Genomic DNA, 21960 nt, shown 5'->3' on the forward strand with positions numbered 1-21960 from the left:
GGCGACACACCACGCCAAAGGCGCTCGACCAATAATCCGCCGCCAACGTTCATCGTCCAATGACAGGGCTATATACTGTCGAGATCCAGCCGAGTCGGTTGATCATAACCAGACCATTCGCCGCGATCGAAAGATGGCGAGCCTATCGGCCAGCCCGCAGTCTGCCAAAGACGATCAAAGCCGTCTTGAAGCGGCCCAGCGATCTTGCCACGTAAGTTGGGGATCTCGACTGTCGGTAAACCTAAATCCGGCAAAAGCATCCTTCGCGGTGCCGCCAGATCACCTTGCCGCAATGCGACCTCGTGCATCCCATTGAACGACACCTGAACCAAGGCTGGGCCGTCGAACCCAAGATCCACCGCGATGGCGGCCATCCGTTCAACGGTCGTGACCGCGAGGTGTTCGAGGAGAAGTCCATCGATCTCGATTGCGGCGTCGACTTCCGCCTGCCGACCGATGCGCGCCTGAAATTCGAGATCGCCAGGCCGAACTAGCCGCATACGCCATGGCGTCTCTGGATTGTGCAGGGGCTGCGGGCGAACCCGCGGGCCACAACTCCACCACTGGCGACCATCGACGCCTGTCTCGATCGCCTGCGTCGTCGGTGGTGGAAACTGACCTTGGACTTTGGCGATCCGCTTGGGATCGAGTCGAGCATGATCGCGCGCTGCCAAGGGCGCCAACCGGACAGTTATCCGCGGCGTCTGAACGATTTCGGGCAACCCGCCGCGATGCGGATCGACCGCCATCTCATAAAGAGCTTGCGCGGCCTCCTTAACCCGAAGATCTGGCTCGGCTGCCTTGAGAGCATCATCGAGCGCAATCCGAAGCCTGACGGAAGCCACGCGTTCGAAGGCGTCCAAACCATCGGCTAGTTCGGTCGAACGTTGATTGAGGCGTTTAATCGCATCGATGGTGGACGGTTGCAGCCCCTGTTGAACGTCCTGGGTGGTCCTCGGCCAAGCCATGTCGATGTTGCGATCCATCGCGTGGGTTCGCTCTAACAGCAACTCTTCGAAGGCGTTTGCCTTCGCACGCATGTCACCAAAGGCAGCCTGCACTTCAGGGTCATGAAATTCATACCGCGCCCCTGACCAAGTCGCGGTCATCTCAAACAAGGGTTCCACCGTTGCGCGCCGATAGGGATCTCCGAAGTTGTGATTGCGCAGAAGGTCTCGAAGATTGTCGGGGAACTGGCGGTGCGCGCGCCCCAGCAGCGCGACGTCGTGCGGATGGGGGTCTGCGGGCGCGGGTGTCTTCAGTTGCGCATGAACTTCGGGATCATCGAGGACAAGCCGGATCGCCTTGGTGAGGTCTCGCGCGAGCCCGTCCTTCGCCGTCCGCCGCTGATCCGCGGTGGCGTCGTGCGGACAATCGAAGAAGATCGGCCCCTTTGCATGGCGCAGATCGAACGGCAGCTCATGGGTCTTTGGATGTCCCATGGCCGTGTTCATCACCGAAATCACCCGACGCCACGACAGGGATTTAAGTGCCCAACCATGCTCAATGCTGACGTTGGGGTTGGGCGTGCCGCCGCCGCCTGGCCTCAGGCCGACATAGGTCATGTCCGAAACGAATAGCAACGCGCCGTCGATCTTGCGAAAAATCGTATCGACGATCGGCGGTGACCCACCAACGCCCTGGGTGTCGCTGTCGACGGCAATCTCCCGTTGAGCCGCGTCGATCGCCGCATCAGTTTTGAGTTTTGCGATCGCGTCGCTCAGCGCTTGATGGATCAAGAACCGACCGATTGCCCCGCGCGTGTCGCTCTGCCACGAAAAGAATATCTGATGGGCCATAGTTCGCCTTCTCGGTCGAACTTCACCGTGCGAACGGAAACAGCCGTTGGCAAGTACAGACCGGACATCGCACGCAACAAGAGCCCCCTCCGTTACCTTGCTCTTTGCTTTCGTCCACGAGTGAAGCCTCGATCGGACTCCATGAACCGGCCGACCATTGGTACGATCAACTTGCCGGGCTCGGCGACCTTGGAATTGGTCTCCGTCGCCAGTTGCTTGCCATATTCGAGCAGGTCGCGGTGTAGGGCCGCCGGCAACTCCACCGTAACTTTCACAGGAGTGTCGTCCTCGATAGGGCCCAGTTTCAGCTTGCTCATCGGCGGCTCTCCGCAGTGAAGGGTTCAAGGATCAGGTCGCGCGTCAGCAGCACGCGCAACGGCGCGCCTGGGCGAATGGTCAGGGTCGGCGTCAAAGACAGCCCACGACCAACAATCTGCTGGCCAACGTCGCTGGCCGTCTGGCTCGCGCCGCGACGCACCGCGCGGCTGAGATCGTCTTCGCCAGACGAGCCGGCTTCGGCGCCGACCGCCAGCACCGTGCTCAGGCCAGCCGCAGCCCAGACCCGGCTCCAGTGCCGATCGACGCCGTCCTTAAGCCCAGCCTGGCCCTGCGGATCGGCGGCCGGAAGTTTATCCAGCACGATCGAGCGTCCCGAGGGGAGGATCAGGCGCGTCCAGGCGACGCCCAAGCGACTCTGGCCATCGACCGTCGCGGTCGCGTACTCCCCAATCAGCCGGGACCCGGCCGGGATCAGCAGGTAGCCCCCGCCCAGGCTATCATGGACGTCCTGCGTCACCTGGGCGATCGCCGCACCAGCAGCATCCGATCGGAGACCGGTCACCAAGGCCGCAGGAATGATCGACCCGGCCTGCAGCAGATAGGGCGAGGCTGGAGACTGAAGCCGCTCAGGACTGGTGGTCCGTGCATCCTCGGCGGTCCCGCCCGGAACTGGCGCATTATCCGCTGGCGCAGTCGCCGAGGTTCCGGCGGGGCCCTGCTTCTTCAGGAAGACATCGCTTTGCCGTGCGGCGACCAGTTCCGCGCGCCGGGCCTGCACGACAGGATCGATTGGCGCCGACGCTTGGGCCGCAGGAGAGCCCGACTGCGTAGGCGGACTGCTTGGCGCGGCGCCCGACACGTCCGGCGCGTGAGCGCCCTGGGCCTGGGCGCTGAGAATGGGCCGTCCCAGATCGCCCGGGAGCGGCGGTCCAAGCGCCGGCGGCGCGCCACGTTCCAGATAATCCTTGGGCAGAGTGCTGAGCTTCTCGGGCGGCGGCGGGTTCTGCGGCGCGGCCTCCGGCGGCGACTTTTTCGGATGTTCGGTCAACGACCACCCGATGGCGCCGGCCAAGCCCGCCGACAACACGGCGCCCGCCACGATCAGCGCCTTGCGCGAGACGCGTGCGACCGGGGCCGGCGCGCCCCGCAGACGAAGATCCTTGGCGATGGCCTGCTGCTCGCGATCGATCGGCGACTGGGGCGCGCTCATTGGGCCACCTCCCCGCGCGCGGCCTTTCGCTCGATCCTGACGCGGCGTGCGGCCTTGCCGACACCCAAGCGCAACTCGGCGGCTTGGAAGAGGCGGTCGACGATCAGGACGCGCCCGGCGACGTGGTAGTTGATCAGTTCGACGGCCTTGCCGTCCTCCCCGATCAAAAACAACGGTGGCAGGTCTGCAAGCACCGTGGCCGGCGGAAATTCCAGGTAGGTGCGCGCGCTGTCATCCCACACCCGGCTTGGCCTGAACGCGGAGGGCCCGCGAACCCGATAAGCCAGGTTCAGATGCGGCGACGGCGACGATGGCGCCGCGGGCGCCACAATCGGAACGGACGACACCGGAGCCGGCGCAATCACCGTCGTGATCGAAGGAGAGGGATAACGCCAACGGACTTGGGTCAGGAAGGCGCGATTGGAGGCGCGCAGCTCCAGGAAGTAGGTCCGGCGCGTGGTGTTGATGACCAGGTTGGTGGAAAGATCTCCCGCCGTCGGCTTGACGAGGACATGGACCCGACGCGTGTCGCCTGCGCCGCTGACAGTGTCACCGATAATCCAGCGGGCAGTATCGCCAGCCGCGATTGGATTGGACTCGACCAGGGTCTCGCCCGGCTCCAGCGCGATGTCGGTGAGCCGACCCGGCGCGGCGACCAGCGGATAGACGCCCCGTTCGTCGAACAGAAACTCGACGGGGGCGGTCGCTTGCGGTGAACGCGTCGCCGCGGCCTGCACGCTGGGCGCCGCGACCGCCGCGGACAGGAGGGCATAGATCAGGGCTTTCATGCGCCGTACTCCCGCGACCAGTTGATGGCGGTGATCCGCACGCCCAGGCCGTTGGCCAGGATTTCCTTGTCGGTCCTGGGCCTGCGCACCGCGACGGTCAGGATCGCCGCCCAGCGCTCGGTGGCCTGAAGCTGCCCGTTGGCGTAGCGGCGCTCGATCCAGGTGGTGCGAAAGCTGCTGGGCGAGGCGCGCAGCACGCTCGTGACTTCGACCCCGACCTGAAGCTTGCCGATCTGGCTCGTCAGCTGACTGGCCTCGGCGTAGTCTGTGATGTAGCGGGCCGCGTCGCCTTCGGCATAGGCGTAGGCACGGTCCCAAGCCTTGCCGACGACGACCGGGTCGCTCGAGATCGAGCGCACATCTTCGACGAAGCGTCCAAGCGCGGCGCGCACCTCAGCATCGGTGGGCGCGTAGCCCTTGGCGGCGGGGCCGACCGCCTGGACCTGCCCCTGCCGATCGACCTGGACCACCCACGGCGTCACCGTGCCTTGAGCCGAGAGCCAGGCCAGGCAGCCGCCCAGGCCGCCGCTCAGGATTAGAAGGCCTAACGCCATCAGCCGCCAATTGGCCGCCTGGACGCGTATCGCGCCGTCTCTGTCATCAACCACCTGGCCGGCCCTTTGGTAGGGCGTCTCGGGACCGGGCGTTACGCCGTATCGCGGCGCGCCCTTGAACGGGTTCATGGCTCTAGTTCTCCGAAAGTGAGGGTGAAGCGCCCGCGCTGTGGTCGTCGCCGCTGGCGAGGGCGTGCATGGTCAGGCCCGCTCCATGCGCCAGGTCCTGACGGTGCTTGAGGTCGCGGGCCCACTGCGGCGCGGCGTTGGCCGGCCCATCAGCCTCGGGCGCGGCACCGGCCCCGGCGTTCGACACTGCGTCCGACGGCGCCGAGCCTCCGCCGGCCGCCCCTTGCGCGGCGCTCTTGGCCCTTTTCGGCCCCGGGGCGGTTTCATCGTTGGCGGGCGAAGGCGTGCCGGCCGGCGCGGACGGCGGGCGCCACGGCGGAACCGGATCGTTGGCGGGCGCCGGCGGCCCATCCTGGCCGCCGCCATTACCCCCGCCGGGTGGTGGGCGACCGCCACCTGCAAGGGCGGCCTTGGCCGCCAGACCACCTCCAGCTCCGACCGCCATCTGAGTGAGCGCCGCGCCCGCGACGGCCATGCCGCCGACGGTCAAGCCGGTGCCGACCGCCGCGCCCAGGCCCAGTTGCGGTGCGCCAGACATCAGTCCCGAGGCGATGCTGGGACAGAAGATCGACAGGCCCAGGAGGACGACACTCGCCAACACCAGGGCCAACACCTGCTCCAGCGTCGGCTGGCCGCCTTGCCAGGTCTGAACGAACTGGTCGAACAGGGTCGAGCCGATGCCGATGACGACCGCTAGGGCCATGACCTTAACGCCGGTGGCGATCACCGCGCCCAGCACCCGTTCGGCCATGAAGGCAGTCCGGCCGAAAAGGCCGAAGGGCACGAGGGCGAAGCCGATCAGGGTCGAGATCTTGAATTCGATCAGGACGACGAACACTTGGACCGCCATCACGAAGAAGGCGACGATCACCAACAGGAAGGCGACGAGCAGGACCAGGATCTGGACGAGGTTCTCAAACACGCCCGGCCAGCCCGAAAGCTCGGCGGCCGCTTCCAGCAGCGGCTTACCCGCTGAGATGCCGAGCGCCGCCAGCTTGCCCGGCCGCAGGATGTCGTCGGCCGAGAGCCCCGAGCCAGCGGCCTTGAGGCCCAGACTCGTGAAGCTCTCCAAGATGATGGTCGACAAGGTGTGGAAATTGCCGATCAGGAAGGCGAAGAAGCCGACGTAGAGAACCTTGCGGATCAGGCGAGCCAGCACGTCCTCGCCAGCCGCCAGGCTCCACATCAGAGCGGCCAGGGTCATGTCGATGGCAACCAGGATATTGGCCACCGCGCCGACGTCGCCGCCGAGCAGGCCAAAGCCGCTGTCGATGTAGCGATTGAAGGTCGCGAAGAAGGTGTCGATGACGCCGGTGTCGTTCATGACGTCGGCCTCCCGAAGAAGCGGGCGCGCGCCGCGCGCCAAGTCTCCAGACAGGCGGGATCACGCGCCGCCGCCTCCCCAGCCGCCCGGCATTTCGCGAGCGCCGGATCGACGCGGGCGACAGAAACCGCAGCGGGTTTCTGCGGCGTGGTCTTGGCGGCGCGGACCGCGAGGAAACCGGCGATCAGAACCATCCACGCGGCCAGGCTCCAGACGATCGCCCGTCTCATGGGTTGCGCCCCATGAACTTGGAGAACCGGGCCTTGGCGTCGGCCCGGGCGGCGGCGCGGTCGGCGGCCTCGAGCGCCTGCGCCCGCCCCTGGGCGGCGACCAGCGCCGTCAACTGGGAGAGCTGCTGGGCCTGCAAAGCCAACAGCTGGTTGCCGGCCTGCGCCGCCTGCAAGGCCCCGCTGGCGCCTTGGCTCTCACCGACCAAGGCGCTCATCTCGTTGGCGTTGGCGTCCATGCCGCCGATCACGCCGGCCTGGACCTTCAGGGCGTCCTCGAAGCCGGCCACCGAGGTGGCCCAGCGCGCGTCGGCGCGAGCGACGAGATCGGCGTTGGTCGCCGACAGGCTGGCGGCGCCATAGTTCTGGGTGAAGGCTTGCTGGATCGAGGAGACGTCGTAGGCGAGCCGCTGGGCCTGCCCCAGCAGCGCCTTGGTGCGCGCCACCTGCGCTTGGAGACTGGCCAGGGAAGAGTATGGCAGGCTGGCCAGGTTCTTGGCTTGGCCGATCAGCATCTGCGCTTCGTTTTGCAGCGAGCTGATCTGGTTGTTGATCTGCTGCAAGGCGCGCGCGGCCTGCAGCACGTTCTGCACGTAGTTCGTAGGATCGTAGACGGTGAACTGGGCCAGGACCGGCCCAGCCGGAACGGCCAGGGCGAGCGCCAGGGCCAGCACGACGCGACGTCGGCGAGCGATCATTGATCAATCTCCGGAAAGCTTGAGGTTGGGAAGGAGGTCGGCGGCCCAGGAGAGGCCTCTGGCGCGCAGCCATTCGGCTGCGAACTGGTCGCGTGGGACGGTGGCGGCGATCATCGCCATGGCGACCTGATCGGCCTTTGACGCGCTGCCCGCGAAGGCCATGCCCACCGGCCCAAGACCCAGTTCGAACAGGCGCTCGCCAGCCCGCGACTGGACGTAGTAGTCGCGCTTGGGCGTGGCCCGGGCGATCAGTTCGGTCTGGCGCTCGTTGAGGCCAAACCGCCGATAGGCAGCGGAGCCGACCGGATCCAGGGCCCAGGCGTTGGGCAGGAAGATCCGCGTGAGGCAAAGCTCGATCACGGCTGACGCGACCTGACTCTGTTCGATCTGGACGAGCGAAAGGGTCGTCAGAACGACAGACCCGTTCTTCTTGCGCACCGTACCCAGCCAGGTCTGCAGCTGCGCGCCGAAGTCCGGATCGTCGAGCGCCAGCCAGCCCTCGTCGATCAGGATCAGGGTCGGGGCGCCGTCCAGCCGACGCTCGATCCGGTGAAAAAGGTAGGCGAGCACGGCGGGCGCCGCAGGGGTGCCCAGCAGTCCCTCCGTCTCGAAGGCTTCGACCGCGTGGTCGCCGAGCGTCTCGCGATCGGCGTCCAGGAGACGCCCCCACGGCCCGCCCAGGCAGTACGCCGCCAGCGCCCGCTTGAGTTCGAGGCTGGCCAGCACCGCCGATAGTCCGGTGAGCGTGCGCTCTTCGACCGGCGCACTGGCCAGACTGGCGAGCGCCGACCAGATGTGTTCGCGCACGGCCGGGGTGACCGAAACACCCTCGCGCCCCAGGATCGCGGCGATCCAGCCGGCCGCCCAGATTCGCTCGGCGTCGTCGTCGATCCGGGCCAGGGGCTGAAGCTCGACGGCCGGACGCTCGGCGTCGCGCAACACGCCGCCCAAGTCATGGAATTCGCCGCCCATGCCCAGGGCCGCCGCGCGGATCGAGGCCCCGAAGTCGAAGGCGAAGACCCTCGCCCCGGGGTAGCGGCGAAACTGTAGGGCCATCAACGCCAGCAGCGTCGACTTGCCCGCGCCGGTCGGTCCGACAATCAAGGTGTGGCCGACATCGCCCACGTGGAGCGACAGTCGAAACGGCGTCGAGCCCTCCGTCCTGGCCATCAAGAGCGGCGGTCCACCCAGATGGCCGTTGCGCTCCGGGCCGGCCCACACCGCCGACAGCGGGGCCATGTGGGCCAAGTTGAGCGTCGAGAGCGGCGGCTGGCGGACATTGGCGTAGGCGTGGCCCGGCACGGTCCCGAGCCAGGCCTCGACGGCGCCGACCCGCTCGCGGATCACCGTGAAGTCACGGCCGGCAATGACCTTTTCGGCCAGGGCGAGCTTGGCCTCAGCGCGGGCCGGGTCTTCATCCCAGACGACGACATTGGCCGTGACGTAGGCATAGGCGACGGCGTCTTCGCCGAGATCCTGCAAGGCAAGGTCCGCGTCGGCGGCCTTGTTGGACGCATCGTTGTCGACGAGCGCCGCCGGCTGCTGGGTCAGCGCCTCTTGCAGGAGCGCGGCGATCGACTTTCGCTTGGCGAACCACTGCCGGCGGATCTTGGTCAGCAAGCCTTGGGCTTGGACCTTGTCGAGGAAGATGGCGCGACTGGTCCAGCGATAGGGAAAGGCCAGCCGATTGAGCTCGTCGAGCAGGCCTGGGACGGTAGAACCCGGAAAGCCGACGATGGTCAGAACGCGAAGATGAGCTTCGCCCAGGCGTGGCTCGAGTCCGCCGTCGAGCGCCTGCGTCGCCAGCATGGCGTCGAGAAACATCGGGGTTTCGGGGACCGCCACGCTTTGCCGGCGGGTCGACACCGAACCGTGCAGAAAGCTCAGGGTCTCCGCGTCGCCCAGCCACACGGCGTGTGGCATCAGGCCCTCGACGAGCGCCAGCACCCGGCCGGTGCGCTCGACAAAGCCCGCCAGTTCGGCGCGCCAGTCCAACCCGCCGTCGGCCTGGCCTTCGATGAAGAGGCGACCGAGCTTCCCGGTCCGTTCGGCCGGCGGCAGGTAAAGGAGCGTCAGGTAGTAGCGGCTCTCGAAGTGCGCCCCCTCCTCCAGGAACGCTGCGCGCCGCTCATGATCGACAAGGGCGGACACGGGGTCCGGGAAGAGGCTGTCGGGATAGGCCAGGGCTGGATCGCGACGGGCTTCGACGAACATTGCCCATCCCGAGCCCAGACGGCGCAGGATGTTGTTGACCCTGGCCGCTACGGCAGCGACAGCGCCGTCCGATACGGAGTCGAGGTCTGGTCCGCGGAAGATAGCGGTCCGCTGGAAAGATCCGTCCTTGTTGAGCACCACACCTGGCGCGACGAGCGCAGCCCAGGGCAGATAGTCGGCCAGGCCCGCGGGCCGCCGCGCGTATTCGCGAAGGTCCAACATGCTCAGACCTCCAGCCGGGCTGGGATGCGGACGTGTCGCCGTCCGACTTCGAAGATCAGGGGGTCGTGGCGAGCGGCCCAGACGGCCAGGCCGTGGCCGACTGCCCACAGGGCCAGGCCGACCAGCCAGAGCCGCAGGCCGACCCCGAGCGCCGCGGCCAAGGTGCCGTTGACCAAGGCGATCGCGCGCGGCGCGCCGGCCAAGAGCACCGGCTCAGTAAGCGCCCGATGGACGGGCGCGGCGAAGGTCCACGCGCGATCGCCGGCCATCAGATGACCGCTCCGCCGCCGAAGCTGAAGAACGACAGGAAGAAGCTCGAAGCGGCGAAGGCGATCGACAGCCCAAAGACGATCTGGATCAGCCGGCGGGTTCCGCCGGTGCTGTCACCGAACGCCAGGGCCAGGCCCGTCATGATGATGATGATGACGGCGATGATCTTGGCGACGGGGCCTTCGATCGACTCCAGAATCTTCTGCAGCGGCTCTTCCCACGGCATGGACGAGCCGGCGGCGAAGGCTTGGGCGGAAATCAGGGTGCTGGCGGCGGTGACGCCGGCGAGAACCCAGTTGCGGACACGCGGTAGCGGTCGCCGCGACGCATAGGCGCGCGGCAGGGCAAGGCTCGTGAACACGAGGCCATTCTCCTTGGATGTCAGGGGTTTGGAGGGCTAGTTTCTCAGGCGGGGCTGAGCTGGTAGGCGCCGTCGGGCGCCTGGCCCTCCAGGCGGGCAAGGTCGATCAAGCGTCTCTGTCGGCCGCGGCCGGACAGGACGGCGATCACGTCGATGGTTTCGGCGATGAGGCTGCGCGGCACGGTGACAACCGCCTCTTGGATCAGCTGCTCCAGTCGCAGCAGCGCGCCCATGGCGCTGCCGGCGTGGAGGGTGCCGATGCCGCCAGGGTGGCCGGTGCCCCAGGCCTTGATAAGGTCGAGCGCTTCCCCGCCCCTCACCTCGCCGATGATGATCCGGTCAGGCCGCAGGCGAAGGGTCGAGCGGACGAGGTCGGTCAGGGTGACGACGCCGTCGATGGATCGCATCGCCACCAAATTCGGCGCGGCGCATTGCAGCTCGCGCAGGTCCTCGCACAACACCACCCGATCGCCGCTCTCGGCGACCTTGGCCAGCAGCGCATTGACCAGGGTGGTCTTGCCGCTTGAGGTCGGTCCCGCCACCAAGATGTTGCGACGCTCACGTACGGCGTCGACCAGGCCGCTCGCCTGCTCGGCGCTCATCACCCCGGTGCGGACATAGTCGTCGAGGGAGAAGATCTGGCGCGCGGGCTTGCGGATCGAGAAGGTCGGAGCGGCGACCAGAGGCGGCATCAGCCCCTCGAACCGCTCACCGGTTCCGGGCAATTCGGCTGACAGGCGCGGCCGGCCGGCATGAACCTCGGCGTCGACGTGGTGGGCGACGAGCCGCAGGATCCGCTCGGCGTCGGCCGGCGCCACCGACAACTCCGCATCGACCAAACCGGCGTCGAACCGGTCGAGCCAGACCCGGCCGTCGGGATTGACCATCAGTTCGGCGACGCCAGGATCGTCCAGGCGCGCCAGCAGCAGCGCCCCCAAGGCCGAGCGCAGCATCCGCTGGCTCCGGGTCAGTTCAATGGTGGTGTCGGGCTGGTCCATCTCGGTCCCCGTGCTTCACGAGGAGGATTAAGAAGACCGCGTTTGCACCGATCTCAACAGTCAATTGGAGATCGAAAACCATGGGAAAGACAAAGAATGATCAGCGAATTGCAACGCCGTTTACAGGACAGCAGGCGACGTTGCATTGGCTCTCTGAAGGCGACGTCCAGCGCGCAGTCGCAAAGAGCCCCGGGGATGCATCCGAAGACCAGACTCAACCGGTGGCAAGCGAACGATCAAAGTCACCGCGGTCGGCAAAGCTGTGGATATTCGCCTTTCCGAAAACCGGCCAGAAACCATCATGCGCGACAATCGATCCATTGGATTAGGCCGAGAGGTTTGGTCATGGATTTTCAGGAACAAGCACACCAACATACGCAAATTCGCGAAGCGCTGGTCGCGGCCATAACCGAGCGCCATCCTGTCGATCCGACCGTCTTGCGGTCGGATCGACTTTGTCCGACAGGCTGCTGGCTGCACGGGGAGGCATCAGGGCGCTGGGCCGGCAACCACGCGTTCTTGGGGCTGATCGAGACGCATCGCGCGTTCCACCAGCAAGCCGGTGCGATCGCCGACAAGATCAGCGGAGGACATTTGGCCGAAGCTCAAAAGGCGCTTCGCAATGGTTCGCCCTTCGCCGAGGCGCTCGCCGACCTGATCGTCGCACTGCGTCGAATGCGATCAACGTCGTCATCCGTGGCCGCCTAGACCCGGCTAAGCGCGCCGGACCGTGGTCGACGCCGGCTCGCCCGCACATGGAGGGAAGAGGAAGCGCCCAGCTCGCGCGCCGTTGCGCAGGCGGATGTCCAGAACCACCGGTTCGCCCGCGTCGGCCAGCCGGTGACAAAGGTCGCGCGCGGCCTGCTCGGCGCGGGCGCCGGTGGCGAATTCCAGGGAGCCACCGTCGAAGTCGCCGCGAACGATCCAGCCCTCTCCCGACGGCTCGACAAAGACATAGCAAGGCATGGCTATAACGTAGAAACAGTAGAGTGACGAAGTGGCGGCCGATCCTACGCTGGCCGGCCGCCCCAACGCTTAAGAAAACGCATCGCGGTCCAGGCGGCTCAGCGCTGAGAGAACCTCGCTGAGCGGCACCGGTCCGGGCGTCCCCAAGAGCCATCTCTGGCTAGGCCGATGCTCCACCGCGCTGGCGTCTGACGCCCAGGCCGCGAGAATCTCTCGCTTTTCAGCGGGATCAAGGTCCTGGTCCTTGAGCACCTCCGACGGGTGGAGAAAGCCGACAGCGGGCCGCACAGGCCATGGGCGCGCCCGATCGGTCGAATTGGTGTCCATGCGCATGGCCAGTCTCCTAGGCGGCCTTCCGCGTCTTCACGGATTTGAGGGGCAGCGCGCGCTGGTCCGCGCCGACGCCAATGTGAATCTGCCTCGGCTTCAGGGCTTCGGGCACCTCGCGTGCGAGCGCGATCGACAAGACGCCATGGGCGTGGGTTGCGTCCTTGACGACGACATAGTCGGCCAGCTCGAACCGGCGCTCGAAGGCCCGCTGGGCCAAGCCTTGGTGCAGGAATGTTCGCGCGCCCCGGCCCTCGCTCGACGCCCCATGTCCTCTGATCACCAGGAGATTCGGCTCGGTGGTGATCTCCAGATCCGCTGGCGCGAAGCCGGCGACCGCCAGCGAGATGCGGTAGGCGTCCTCGCCGGTCCTTTCGATATCGTAGGGCGGGTAGGGAGTGCTGGCGCCGGTGCGAAGCGCCGTCTCGACGAGATCGACCATCCTGTCGACGCCGATCATCGAGCTATAGAGGGGGGTGAAGTCAAACGCAGTGCTCATTTCCATCTCCTCGAAAGCAAGTTGGACATGAGGGACGCCGGACGATGCGGCGTGCGCCCCAGAGCCGGACCCTGTCGGCGCCCGGCAAGCACGTGATGAATTAGGACGGGGCTGGAGCGCGTCAAGGGCCACCAACAAAATGGCCGTCCCTCTGCCAAACAGCGCCATGAACGGCAGTTGGCGAACGCCCTGAAGCGGACCTCCCTCGCCCTGTCTATGCGACGGCGGGCGAACCGATCCCGGCGCGCACCGCGCTCACCCCACTTCGACGCAATGCGCAGGGCGTTGAACATCGACGCCTGCCGGAGCCTCAATCCTGAGCCGTTCCTGAGCATCCATGCGCCCTGTCGCGCTCCAAGCCGCCAACCCAGCGTCCATTGGCTTCGGCGCCGCGCCAGACCATAGTCTCGGCTCTCAAGCCTGACTGCGGCGAGGCGGTTAGGGTGTTGCGGTTGGAGGTGTTTTGGATCCCGTCGTTACGATCCTGGTCCTGTTGCTGGCCGTCATTATCAGCGGGTCGCTGGCGCGCTTCAGCCGTCTGCCGCTGCCCCTCGTTCAGATCGCCCTGGGCGCGCTCATCGCCGTGTCGGTCGTTCCCACCGTGGAGTTGAAGCCCGACCTCTTCTTCCTGCTCTTCCTGCCGCCGCTGCTGTTTCTGGACGGCTGGCGGATCCCGAAGGAAGACCTGCTGCGGGATCGGGCCATCGTGCTGGAACTGGCCCTAGGCCTTGTGGTGCTGACCGTCGTCGGCGTGGGCTGGCTGATCCATCTGATGATCCCGGCCATGCCCCTGCCGGTCGCCTTCGCCCTCGCAGCCGTTATCTCCCCGACCGATCCGATCGCCGTCTCCGCCATCGCCGCCCGCGCGCCCATTCCCAAGCGGATGATGCACATTCTGGAGGGCGAATCCTTGCTCAACGACGCCTCGGGCCTTGTGTGCATGCGCTTTGCCGTCGCCGCCATGCTGACGGGCGCCTTCTCACTGCAGGACGCCTTCGTCACCTTCCTGTGGGTGGCGCTGGGGGGCGTGGCGATCGGGGTGTGCGTCACCTGGCTGACCACCCGCGCCAAACAGTGGCTGACGCGTCGTCTGGGAGAGGACACCAGCGCCCAGATCCTGGTCAGCTTGTTGATCCCATTCGGGGCCTATCTCTTCGCCGAACATTTCCACTGCTCGGGAATTTTGGCCGCGGTCGCCGCCGGGATCACGATGAGCTTCACCGAACAGTCCGGCGAAAGCCTTGCGGTGACGCGCGTGCGGCGCACAGCCGTTTGGGACACCGTCCAGTTCGCCGCCAACGGGATCATCTTCGTGCTGCTTGGCGAACAGATGCCCGGCATTCTCCAGAAGGCGGCCCAGACGGTCCGACTGACTGGCCATCAGGAGACTTGGTGGCTGGCGATCTATGTGCTGGCGATCAGCGTGGCGTTGGGCGCGACGCGGTTCGCCTGGGTGTGGACGTCGCTGCGTTGGACGCTGTTTCGGGCGCACCGGCGCGGCGAACGTCCACCCAAGATCGGCTGGCGGCTGGTTCTGGGCATGTCCTTCGCCGGCGTGCGCGGGGCGATCACCCTGGCCGGTGTCCTGACTCTGCCTCTGACCCTGACCGACGGAACCGCCTTTCCCGCACGCGATCTGGCAATCTTCCTGGCTGCGGGCGTGATCATCGTCTCGCTGCTGGTGGCCAGTGTCGGACTGCCACGCGCGCTGCGAAACCTCGAGCTTCCGCCAGAGCCGTCGCATCAGGCCGAGATCGATCAGGCCCGCGCCGTGGCCGCTCAGGCCGCGATCCAGGCGATCGAAACGGCGCAGCACGCCCTCGGCGAAGGCCGCGATGACGCCGACCTCTACACCGACGCCTCGGCGCGGATCATGGAGCTTTATCGACAAAGGATCGATGGGCGCCTCCAGACGCCCGAGGCCGCCGCGATCAATCGCAAGATCGAGCAGATCGAGCGGCAGCTACGGGTCGCCGGCCTCGTCGCCGAGCGCGACGCCATCTTCCGAATGGTGCGCGAACGCGTCCTCGACGGCGAGGCGGCCCGCAAGATCGTCCGCGAGATCGACCTGCTGGAAGCGCGCTACCGCATCTAGGTCTGATCGATCGGCGCTTCTAGCGACTTTGCTCGCGAGCAGGGTCGCAGAGAACGGGAGCGCGCCATGGGTATATGGCTCGCCATTGGCAAGGCGGCAGCCAGTTGGCCAAGACCTGCGCGCCCCAGGGACAGAACGAGGCGAAGTGCATCACAGGATCTCGGCCCTGCACATGCCGAGGCTTGGGGATTAGCGTGGCCGTGAGTGCCGGATTGACCATGACGACGCTGGCCGCCACGGGCGTCTCGAGCTGGACGCGAAAGCGCTCGGAGCGCCTGCCTGCCCAGCCTCAGAGCGGCCTTGACGGGACGCTCGCCTCGAAAAGGCCAGAGCGCCAACGATCCGCAAGTCCGCCTAGCGCCGCCATAAGCGGCGCCGTACTATCGGGGCAATGCCAGCCCGCTCCCGCCCCACCGCCCGCTTGCTGACCCCCGCCGGCTGGGCTGGCCTCACCGCCCTCGCCGTACTGGCGGCGGTCCTGGCCTTCATCGTCCTGTCGGTCCTATTCCGCGCTTAGCGCGCCCAAGACGTGATTCTGGCCGCGGACGTTTTCGACCTCGGCCGAGCACTAGCGGCGGCCTCATGGGCGCGAGCCACCTCGCTCCGGCGCCAGATCCCATGAGCGAGCCGCTTGTCCGCCATCATGCTTTGCCGGAAACGGCGTCAAGGTCGTTGGCCTGGCTCGCAAAGATGGGCGACGGCGCACATTTATGGTTCAGGCCCGCAGCCAACTTTCGTCGGGGCGCACCCAAAAATAACCTAGCCGGACGAGTAGACGCCCCTGTTCGGACCGACCATCGCGGCGGCTTGATCTCCCTCCAGCAACAACAGGCTTCTTTCAGATAGACGTTCCTGGACAAATCTTCGCCGGACCAAGGGTCCTCGTCGTGCTTTCGTCGCCACCATGCGCGTGACACTGTCGCGCAAACGCTTGGAGGTGGCCAATGAACAAAGACGCTGAAGCCAGACGGCCCAATCCCGTCGACTTGCACGTTGGCGGCCGCGTTCGCATGCGGCGCAAGCTGCTCGGTGTTAGTCAGGAACAACTGGCTCAAAGCCTGGGGCTGACGTTCCAACAGGTTCAAAAATACGAGCGTGGTGCCAACCGGGTCAGCGCCAGCAAGCTCTACGACATCGCCAAGACGCTGAAGGCGCCCGTGTCGTATTTCTTCGACGGCCTCGCCGATCCGACAAGCGGGTCCGACGCCGACGAGCCCTCTCGTCAGGCTGCCCGGACGCTCCAAGATTTCCTGGCCACAACCGAAGGCATGGAGCTGGCCGAGATTTTCCCGCGCATCGGCCGGAGCCGCGTTCGTCGCCAGGTTCTAGACTTGGTGCGGGCGATGGCGAATGAGGATGCTGAAACCTGAGCTTCACAAAACACCAGGCTACGCCGTCTCGGATCAAGGCTTGATCGCGCCGCAATTGAGGTCCTAGGTCGATGCTTGACCTGGGGATTTTCGATGCCGGACACCGCCGCGAGCTTGAGGAAGACCATCGTCGAGATCGATCGCCTGATCTTGGAAATCCTCGTGCCTCACACAGCCTTGGATCATGAGAAGTTGAGCATGGTGGCAAGTCTTGAGCATGCGCGAAGCGCCGCGCAGCGCCTCCTGCTGGCGGCGGAAGCCGAAGAATCCAAGGCCGACGCATGAGCGTCGCCGCGCCTAATCGCGCGGAGGATGTCAAACAGCCCGAACGGCCCAAGCTGCTGCAGGTTCTGGGCCCAGGCCTGATCACCGGCGCTTCCGACGACGACCCCAGCGGCATCGCCACCTATTCCCAGGTCGGGGCCCAATTTGGCTACGGCCTCAGTTGGGTGATGCTCTTCAGTTGGCCTTTGATGTGCGCCATCCAGGAGATCGCCGCCCGCATCGGCCGGGTCACCGGCCGCGGCATCGCCGGCAACCTCAAGCGACACTACCCCGCAGGCGTCGGCTATAGCATCGTCACCTTGCTGGTCGTGGCCAACATCATCAATCTGGGCGCTGACCTGGGGGCCATGGGCGCGGCGCTGAAGCTGCTGATCGGCGGGCCGGCCCTGGCCTATGTCGCCGTCTTTGGACTGGTGAGCGTGCTTCTTGAGGTCTTTTCCCGCTACTCGCGCTACGTCTCGGTGCTCAAGTGGCTGACCCTGTCGTTGTTCGCCTATGTCGGCGTCGCCTTCGTCGTCCATATTCCCTGGACCACTGTGGCGTACAATCTCGTGGTGCCGCACGTCAGTCTTAACGCCGGCTATCTGACCGCCGTGGTCGCGATCCTGGGCACGACCATCAGTCCTTACCTGTTCTTCTGGCAGGCCGAGGAGGAGGTCGAGGAGGTTAAGGAGCGTTCGAACGCCAAGCCCCTTCAGCGCGCGCCGCAACAGGCGCCCGCCGAGTTCCGGCGAATCCGCATCGACACCATGGTGGGCATGGCGATTTCCAACGCCGTGGCGCTGTTCGTGATCCTCACGGCGGCGGCGACGCTCAACGCCCATGGCGTGACCGACATCCAGACCTCAGCCCAAGCCGCCGAAGCCCTGCGTCCGATTGCCGGGCCCTTCGCCTTCTTCGTCTTCGCGCTGGGAATCATCGGCACTGGATTGCTGGCGCTTCCCGTCCTGGCCGGCTCATCGGCCTATGCGCTCGGCGAGACCTTCGGCTGGCACGTGGGGCTCGCGCGCAAACCGCATCGCGCCAAGGCCTTCTACGCCGCCATCACCGTGGCCACGCTGCTGGGCGTTCTGTTGAACATGAGCCCCATCGACCCAATCAAGGCCTTGTTCTGGAGCGCGGTGATCAACGGCGTCGTGGCCGTGCCGGTCATGGCCCTGATGATGCACCTATCCAGCCACAAGGCCGCCATGGGCGAGTTCAAGCTTCATCCTGGCCTCAAGATCGTTGGCTGGACCGCCACCGTGGTGATGGCCTTGGCCGCGGTCGGCCTTTTTGCGACCTGGGGCAAGTAGCCGATCTTGGCGTGAGAACGCCAAGCACCAAGCAATCGCTAGCAGGCCAACCTCAATAGGAGGTGAGGTAGGGCGCGCCAGCGCCCCCACAAGGGTGCGACCGTGGGCGCGAGCATCGAGTCGATGCGCGTCAACCGCCCCCACCACGACAACAGATCCCCTCGTGAATCCTTAGCCCCCTTCGATAAGCTCCCGAATCCTCGCCGCCAGGGCATCCATGGCGAAGGGCTTGGTGATCATCGCCATCCCGGGCTCAAGGAAGCCCGAGGCCACCGCTGCAGTCTCGGCGTAACCGGTCATGAACAGGGTTTTGAGCCCCGGCCGTTGCAGCCGCGCGGCGTCGGCGATCTGGCGGCCATTAAGGCCCGGAAGGCCGATGTCTGTGATCAGCAGGTCGATCGGCCGGTTCGACTGAAGAATGTCCAGGCCCGAAGGGCCATCGTCAGCCTCCAGAGCCCGATAGCCCAGTTCGCTCAGCACCTCGACGATCAGCGCGCGGACCACCGGTTCGTCTTCGACCACGAGGACGGTCTCGCCATCATGCGAGGCCTTGAGTTGGACCGGAGCAGCCGTGGATTCCTGCTCCGCGCTCTGCCCTTCGTCGCGAGGAAGATAAAGCTTAAAGGTCGCGCCCCGGCCCGGCTCGCTCTCGATCTTGGCGAAACCCTGGGATTGCTTTGCAAATCCGTAGATCATCGACAGGCCCAAACCCGTTCCTTGCCCGGTTGGCTTGGTGGTGAAAAAGGGTTCGAAGGCCCGCGCGATGGTCTCGGCGTCCATGCCGACGCCCGTGTCGCTCACGCTGACGCAGACATATTGACCCGGCCGTAAATCCTGCTGCTCTACAGTCGGGCCACGGTCGATCTGGACGTTGCGGGTCGCGATCGTCAGCGTGCCGCCATCGGGCATGGCGTCACGGGCGTTGATGGCCAGGTTGAGCACAGCGTTCTCGAGCTGGTTGGGGTCGCACCGCGTGGAGCCGGTATCCTCGGGCAGCGACAGCACCAGCTCGATCGTTTCACCTAGCGTGCGGCGCAGGAGCTCTTCCATAGAGGCGATCAGCGGATTGGCTTGCACCGACCGGGGATCGAGCGGCTGGCGTCGCGAGAAGGCCAGCAGCCGATGGGTCAGGGCCGCGGCGCGACTGGCCGAAGCCATGGCCCCGACGAGATAGCGATCGAGCTCGGCCGTACGTCCCTCGTGCAGTCGGCGCTGCATCAGGTCCAGACTGCCAGTGATCCCCTGCAGCAGATTATTGAAGTCGTGGGCGATGCCGCCGGTCAGCTGGCCGATCGCCTCCATCTTCTGGGATTGGCGCAGCGCCTCCTCGGTTGATCGCAGCTCGCGCGTGCGGGCTTCGACACGCGCCTCCAGCGTGGCGTTCAACGCCAGGAGCGCGGCCTCGGCCTCGCCGCGTTCGATCACCTGCCGCGTGCGCTCAGCCACCTCCTCCATGAAACCGATCTCGTCGGCGCTCCAGCGACGGACCGGTCGATCGTTCAGGTAGACGATGGTTCGCAGGCGACCGGCCCGAAGGAACGGCACGACGAGGATGGCGCGGGTATCGACGCTGGACGCAGTGTCCAAGGTTTCGATCTCGTCGCTGATGGCGTCGCTGAAGAGATCATCGACGACCACGGTCTCGCCGGCGCTGAGCTTGGCGACGATCTTGCGGCCGAACGCCTGGGCCGCAAAGCGCCCAAGCAAGGGCGGCACGCTGCCATCGGTCCAACAGATCGAATAGTCGAAGACGTCTTCGACCGGATCGAGCAGGCCGTATCCGACCCGCGACACGCCGAAGTAGCGGCCCATCAGGGCGCTGGCGGCTTGCAGGGCGGTCTGGGTTTCCGCGCCGCGCAGCAGGTCGCTCAGTTCAAGCATGAAGGCATGGCGCGCATCGGCAAGCTTGCGTGCGGTGATGTCGATCGCCGTGCCCACGGCGCGCGCGCACCGACCATCGGTATCGAACAGGCCCTTGCCCTTGGCCGCGACCCACCGCACGACGCCGTCCTCCTTGCCGACCGTGCGATACTGCACGTCGTAGACCGTCCGGAGATCTGGATCGAGCGCCTGGGCGAACGCCAGGCTCGTCGCCTCCCGATCCTCTGGATGCAGGCCGCTGTAGAAGTCGTCCAACGTGCAGGCCGCGCCCGGAGAAATCCCGAACATCGCTTTGGTTCGGTCCGACCAGGTCAGGACGCCGGTGACCAGGTCCAGATCCCAGGTGCCGATTTCGGCGGCCTCGGTGGTCAGACGCAGGGATTCTTCGCTAAGCACCAGGCGTTCCTGTGCGCGCCGGCGATCGCTGATATCGCGCAGGAAGCCGATAAAGGCGGCGGGCCCGCCCGGCGTGGCGATGATCGACAGCTCGATCGGAAACTCTCGGCCACGCTTGTCGACGGCGGAGATCTCGATGCGGCGGTTGAGCACGCGAGCCTGGCCGGTTTCCTGGTAGCGGCGCATGCCGCCGTGATGGGCGTCGCGATGCTGGAATGGAACAATGAGATCGCCCATCGCCCGACCGACAGCTTGCTCACGGCTCCATCCAAAGACCCGCGTGGCCGCCGCGTTCCAGGCCAGGATGACGCCGTCGGCGTCGATCGCCACCACCGCGTCCAGCATGGCGTCCATCACCGTCAGCGCGGCCTCGGCGATGGGATCTTGGTCGGCCATTCGTCTCTCGTGCTGGGCCTGGCCTTGCGGCCAAAGGCGCTCGACATCCAGGGGACGACGATCGTCATGATTGCCATGTGAAGCGCCGTGCTGTCACCCTGCGCGTGGTTGGCCGGTCCGGCCCAAGTCGTGAGACGTCTGCATGACCCGCTTCGACCGTCGCGTCAGATGGCTCGCCGCCTGCCTGGCCGCCCTCGCCGGCTATGTCGACGCCATCGGCTTCCTGCAACTGGGTGGGTTCTTCGTATCGTTCATGAGCGGCAACTCCACGCGGCTGGGTGTTGGACTTGCGCAAGCCTCGCCGAGCGCATGGATGGCGGGCGCCTTGATCGGTACGTTCGTGATCGGCGTGATCCTGGGCTCCTTGGCCGGCAGGGCCGCTGGTCCCCATCGACGCCCCCTTATTCTAGTCCTCGTTGCGGGGTTGCTAGCCGCGGCGGCCGGGTTGCACCTCGTCGGCGAGACCCGCAGCGCCATTGTCGCCATGGGACTGGCCATGGGCGCGGAGAATGCCGTGTTCGAGGAAAATGGCGATGTCCGCATAGGCCTGACCTACATGACCGGCACGCTGGTCAAACTTGGCCAACGGATAGCCGCCGCCCTCCTAGGTGGCGATCGCTGGGCGTGGACACCCTATCTGTTGCTTTGGGCTGGCCTTGCGCTCGGCGGCCTCGCGGGTGCGCTGTGCTATCCGCACCTGGGCCTAGAAAGCCTGTGGCTGGCGGCCGGCGCGGCGGCGATGCTTGCCTTGGCGGCGGCGCTCATCGGTCCAGGCGAATTGAACTAGCGGTACGCCACGCCGCGTTGGATGGTGTGGCTTGGCGCGATTGATCGCCTTGGCCGCCAAAACACTGAACCAGACGTCCATTGTCGGGTTAGACGTGGATGGAAATGATCCGGGTGCTGATTGGGCCGGACGGCGGCGACGCCAGCGTGTTGCAGTTGTGCTTTCGCGCGGTCGTGCTCTTCGTGTTCGGGATCGCGTGTATCCGCATCGCCGGCCGGCGGACCTTTTCCCAAATCTCGCCGCTGGATATCATCGTGGCCATCATCATCGGCTCGAACATCAGCCGGGCCATGACGGGTAAGGCGCCGTTTTTCGGCGGATTGGCCGCTACGCTGGTGATCGTCGTGCTTCACCGGCTGCTAGCGATGGCGACCTTGCGCTGGAACCTCCTGGCGCGCTGGATCAAGTGCGGCCCGGTGGTGCTGGTCCGCGACGGCGTCGCCGACGCGGCGGCCATGGCCCGCCACGAGATCAGCGACGCCGACCTGGCTGAAGGCTTGCGCATCGAACAAATCGATAAGATTGGGGACGTGCGCTTGGCGACCCTGGAAGCTGGCGGCAAGATTAGCGTCGTGCCCAAGGCTTGAGCA

General features: G+C 66.2%; 24 protein-coding genes. 8 read left to right on the forward strand and 16 right to left on the reverse strand.

Annotation, left to right across the window (positions count from 1 at the left end; all coding sequences use genetic code 11):
- Window positions 1–68: 68 nt before the first annotated feature.
- From ACW173_RS24610 to trbB, 12 genes are all read right to left on the reverse strand, one after another.
- Window positions 69–1799, reverse strand: coding sequence for a hypothetical protein (locus ACW173_RS24610; protein WP_492082777.1), 1731 nt, complete (start codon window positions 1797–1799; stop codon window positions 69–71).
- Between the two features lie 92 nt (window positions 1800–1891).
- Entirely contained in the window at window positions 1892–2116 is a 225-nt protein-coding gene (locus ACW173_RS24615; protein WP_492082778.1) for a DUF2274 domain-containing protein, read from the reverse strand.
- On the reverse strand, window positions 2113–3288 hold the full coding sequence (locus ACW173_RS24620) for a TraB/TrbI/VirB10 family type IV secretion system protein (RefSeq protein WP_492082779.1): 1176 nt from the start codon (window positions 3286–3288) through the stop codon (window positions 2113–2115). Before ACW173_RS24620 ends, ACW173_RS24615 begins: the two co-directional genes overlap by 4 nt.
- Window positions 3285–4076, reverse strand: coding sequence for a P-type conjugative transfer protein TrbG (trbG, locus tag ACW173_RS24625; RefSeq protein WP_492082780.1), 792 nt, complete (start codon window positions 4074–4076; stop codon window positions 3285–3287). Before trbG ends, ACW173_RS24620 begins: the two co-directional genes overlap by 4 nt.
- Window positions 4073–4759 (reverse strand): conjugal transfer protein TrbF, encoded by a 687-nt coding sequence (gene trbF, locus ACW173_RS24630; RefSeq protein WP_492082781.1) that lies wholly within the window; start codon window positions 4757–4759, stop codon window positions 4073–4075. The genes trbG and trbF overlap by 4 nt, the downstream gene beginning before the upstream one ends.
- Window positions 4760–4763: 4 nt before the next feature.
- Window positions 4764–6083, reverse strand: coding sequence for a P-type conjugative transfer protein TrbL (gene trbL, locus ACW173_RS24635; protein WP_492082782.1), 1320 nt, complete (start codon window positions 6081–6083; stop codon window positions 4764–4766).
- Entirely contained in the window at window positions 6080–6313 is a 234-nt protein-coding gene (trbK-alt, locus tag ACW173_RS24640) for a putative entry exclusion protein TrbK-alt (RefSeq protein WP_492082783.1), read from the reverse strand. The genes trbL and trbK-alt overlap by 4 nt, the downstream gene beginning before the upstream one ends.
- Entirely contained in the window at window positions 6310–7008 is a 699-nt protein-coding gene (trbJ, locus tag ACW173_RS24645; RefSeq protein WP_492082784.1) for a P-type conjugative transfer protein TrbJ, read from the reverse strand. The genes trbK-alt and trbJ overlap by 4 nt, the downstream gene beginning before the upstream one ends.
- A 3-nt stretch (window positions 7009–7011) precedes the next feature.
- The gene (gene trbE, locus ACW173_RS24650; protein WP_492082785.1) at window positions 7012–9444 is read right to left on the reverse strand and encodes a conjugal transfer protein TrbE; all 2433 of its coding nucleotides are present in this window, start codon (window positions 9442–9444) and stop codon (window positions 7012–7014) included.
- A 2-nt stretch (window positions 9445–9446) separates the two neighbouring features.
- Window positions 9447–9713, reverse strand: a complete 267-nt coding sequence (locus tag ACW173_RS24655) for a VirB3 family type IV secretion system protein (protein ID WP_492082786.1) — start codon at window positions 9711–9713, stop codon at window positions 9447–9449.
- On the reverse strand, window positions 9713–10075 hold the full coding sequence (locus tag ACW173_RS24660) for a TrbC/VirB2 family type IV secretion system protein (RefSeq protein WP_492082787.1): 363 nt from the start codon (window positions 10073–10075) through the stop codon (window positions 9713–9715). The genes ACW173_RS24655 and ACW173_RS24660 overlap by 1 nt, the downstream gene beginning before the upstream one ends.
- Before the next feature lie 44 nt (window positions 10076–10119).
- Window positions 10120–11073, reverse strand: a complete 954-nt coding sequence (gene trbB / locus ACW173_RS24665) for a P-type conjugative transfer ATPase TrbB (protein ID WP_492082788.1) — start codon at window positions 11071–11073, stop codon at window positions 10120–10122.
- Between the two features lie 345 nt (window positions 11074–11418).
- Here trbB and ACW173_RS24670 point away from each other — a divergent pair, with 345 nt between their 5' ends.
- Complete coding sequence (locus ACW173_RS24670) at window positions 11419–11781, forward strand: CZB domain-containing protein (RefSeq protein ID WP_492082789.1); 363 nt, start codon at window positions 11419–11421, stop codon at window positions 11779–11781.
- 6 nt (window positions 11782–11787) lie between these two features.
- Here ACW173_RS24670 and ACW173_RS24675 read toward each other — a convergent pair whose 3' ends face one another.
- The 3 genes from ACW173_RS24675 to ACW173_RS24685 all read right to left on the reverse strand — a co-directional run bounded on the left by ACW173_RS24675 (window position 11788) and on the right by ACW173_RS24685 (window position 12865).
- Window positions 11788–12039, reverse strand: a complete 252-nt coding sequence (locus ACW173_RS24675; RefSeq protein ID WP_492082790.1) for a hypothetical protein — start codon at window positions 12037–12039, stop codon at window positions 11788–11790.
- Window positions 12040–12108: 69 nt separating this feature from the next.
- Window positions 12109–12372 (reverse strand): hypothetical protein, encoded by a 264-nt coding sequence (locus tag ACW173_RS24680; protein WP_492082791.1) that lies wholly within the window; start codon window positions 12370–12372, stop codon window positions 12109–12111.
- A 10-nt stretch (window positions 12373–12382) separates the two neighbouring features.
- A complete protein-coding gene (locus tag ACW173_RS24685; protein WP_492082792.1) occupies window positions 12383–12865 on the reverse strand; it encodes an Hsp20 family protein in 483 nt (160 codons plus the stop codon).
- A 463-nt stretch (window positions 12866–13328) separates the two neighbouring features.
- On the opposite strand from ACW173_RS24685, the gene ACW173_RS24690 reads away from it, so the two are divergent.
- From ACW173_RS24690 to ACW173_RS24710, 5 genes are all read left to right on the forward strand, one after another.
- A complete protein-coding gene (locus tag ACW173_RS24690; RefSeq protein WP_492082793.1) occupies window positions 13329–14960 on the forward strand; it encodes a Na+/H+ antiporter in 1632 nt (543 codons plus the stop codon).
- Between the two features lie 391 nt (window positions 14961–15351).
- Window positions 15352–15477, forward strand: a complete 126-nt coding sequence (locus ACW173_RS24695) for a hypothetical protein (RefSeq protein ID WP_492082794.1) — start codon at window positions 15352–15354, stop codon at window positions 15475–15477.
- A gap of 427 nt (window positions 15478–15904) precedes the next feature.
- Window positions 15905–16330, forward strand: coding sequence for a helix-turn-helix domain-containing protein (locus ACW173_RS24700; RefSeq protein WP_492082795.1), 426 nt, complete (start codon window positions 15905–15907; stop codon window positions 16328–16330).
- A 93-nt stretch (window positions 16331–16423) separates the two neighbouring features.
- The gene (locus ACW173_RS24705; RefSeq protein ID WP_492082796.1) at window positions 16424–16615 is read left to right on the forward strand and encodes a hypothetical protein; all 192 of its coding nucleotides are present in this window, start codon (window positions 16424–16426) and stop codon (window positions 16613–16615) included.
- Complete coding sequence (locus ACW173_RS24710) at window positions 16612–17910, forward strand: NRAMP family divalent metal transporter (protein WP_492082797.1); 1299 nt, start codon at window positions 16612–16614, stop codon at window positions 17908–17910. The genes ACW173_RS24705 and ACW173_RS24710 overlap by 4 nt, the downstream gene beginning before the upstream one ends.
- A 171-nt stretch (window positions 17911–18081) precedes the next feature.
- On the opposite strand, the gene ACW173_RS24715 is transcribed toward ACW173_RS24710, so the two are convergent.
- Window positions 18082–20583: a PAS domain S-box protein gene (locus ACW173_RS24715; RefSeq protein ID WP_492082798.1), complete on the reverse strand. Its 2502-nt coding sequence runs from the start codon at window positions 20581–20583 to the stop codon at window positions 18082–18084.
- A 142-nt stretch (window positions 20584–20725) separates the two neighbouring features.
- Here ACW173_RS24715 and ACW173_RS24720 point away from each other — a divergent pair, with 142 nt between their 5' ends.
- Window positions 20726–21370 carry a YoaK family protein gene (locus ACW173_RS24720; RefSeq protein ID WP_492082799.1) on the forward strand — a complete coding sequence of 215 codons (645 nt, stop codon included), beginning with the start codon at window positions 20726–20728 and terminating at the stop codon, window positions 21368–21370.
- Window positions 21371–21474: 104 nt separating this feature from the next.
- The gene (locus ACW173_RS24725; RefSeq protein ID WP_492082800.1) at window positions 21475–21957 is read left to right on the forward strand and encodes a DUF421 domain-containing protein; all 483 of its coding nucleotides are present in this window, start codon (window positions 21475–21477) and stop codon (window positions 21955–21957) included.
- Window positions 21958–21960 lie beyond the last annotated feature (3 nt).

It is taken from the genome of Caulobacter sp. ALps2 (genome assembly GCF_058681635.1).

Bases quoted from the DNA above. Each gene is read 5' to 3' on its own strand.
- ACW173_RS24725 (WP_492082800.1), top strand. From the start codon at position 21,475: ATGATCCGGGTGCTGATTGGGCCGGACGGCGGCGACGCCAGCGTGTTG.
- ACW173_RS24695 (WP_492082794.1), top strand. From the start codon at position 15,352: ATGCCAGCCCGCTCCCGCCCCACCGCCCGCTTGCTGACCCCCGCCGGC.
- ACW173_RS24720 (WP_492082799.1), top strand. From the start codon at position 20,726: ATGACCCGCTTCGACCGTCGCGTCAGATGGCTCGCCGCCTGCCTGGCC.
- ACW173_RS24705 (WP_492082796.1), top strand. From the start codon at position 16,424: ATGCCGGACACCGCCGCGAGCTTGAGGAAGACCATCGTCGAGATCGAT.
- trbG (WP_492082780.1), bottom strand. From the start codon at position 4,076: ATGAAAGCCCTGATCTATGCCCTCCTGTCCGCGGCGGTCGCGGCGCCC.
- trbL (WP_492082782.1), bottom strand. From the start codon at position 6,083: ATGAACGACACCGGCGTCATCGACACCTTCTTCGCGACCTTCAATCGC.
- trbJ (WP_492082784.1), bottom strand. From the start codon at position 7,008: ATGATCGCTCGCCGACGTCGCGTCGTGCTGGCCCTGGCGCTCGCCCTG.
- trbF (WP_492082781.1), bottom strand. From the start codon at position 4,759: ATGAACCCGTTCAAGGGCGCGCCGCGATACGGCGTAACGCCCGGTCCC.
- ACW173_RS24685 (WP_492082792.1), bottom strand. From the start codon at position 12,865: ATGAGCACTGCGTTTGACTTCACCCCCCTCTATAGCTCGATGATCGGC.
- ACW173_RS24680 (WP_492082791.1), bottom strand. From the start codon at position 12,372: ATGCGCATGGACACCAATTCGACCGATCGGGCGCGCCCATGGCCTGTG.
- trbE (WP_492082785.1), bottom strand. From the start codon at position 9,444: ATGTTGGACCTTCGCGAATACGCGCGGCGGCCCGCGGGCCTGGCCGAC.
- ACW173_RS24670 (WP_492082789.1), top strand. From the start codon at position 11,419: ATGGATTTTCAGGAACAAGCACACCAACATACGCAAATTCGCGAAGCG.
- ACW173_RS24715 (WP_492082798.1), bottom strand. From the start codon at position 20,583: ATGGCCGACCAAGATCCCATCGCCGAGGCCGCGCTGACGGTGATGGAC.
- ACW173_RS24610 (WP_492082777.1), bottom strand. From the start codon at position 1,799: ATGGCCCATCAGATATTCTTTTCGTGGCAGAGCGACACGCGCGGGGCA.
- trbK-alt (WP_492082783.1), bottom strand. From the start codon at position 6,313: ATGAGACGGGCGATCGTCTGGAGCCTGGCCGCGTGGATGGTTCTGATC.
- ACW173_RS24620 (WP_492082779.1), bottom strand. From the start codon at position 3,288: ATGAGCGCGCCCCAGTCGCCGATCGATCGCGAGCAGCAGGCCATCGCC.
- ACW173_RS24700 (WP_492082795.1), top strand. From the start codon at position 15,905: ATGAACAAAGACGCTGAAGCCAGACGGCCCAATCCCGTCGACTTGCAC.
- trbB (WP_492082788.1), bottom strand. From the start codon at position 11,073: ATGGACCAGCCCGACACCACCATTGAACTGACCCGGAGCCAGCGGATG.
- ACW173_RS24710 (WP_492082797.1), top strand. From the start codon at position 16,612: ATGAGCGTCGCCGCGCCTAATCGCGCGGAGGATGTCAAACAGCCCGAA.
- ACW173_RS24655 (WP_492082786.1), bottom strand. From the start codon at position 9,713: ATGGCCGGCGATCGCGCGTGGACCTTCGCCGCGCCCGTCCATCGGGCG.
- ACW173_RS24675 (WP_492082790.1), bottom strand. From the start codon at position 12,039: ATGCCTTGCTATGTCTTTGTCGAGCCGTCGGGAGAGGGCTGGATCGTT.
- ACW173_RS24615 (WP_492082778.1), bottom strand. From the start codon at position 2,116: ATGAGCAAGCTGAAACTGGGCCCTATCGAGGACGACACTCCTGTGAAA.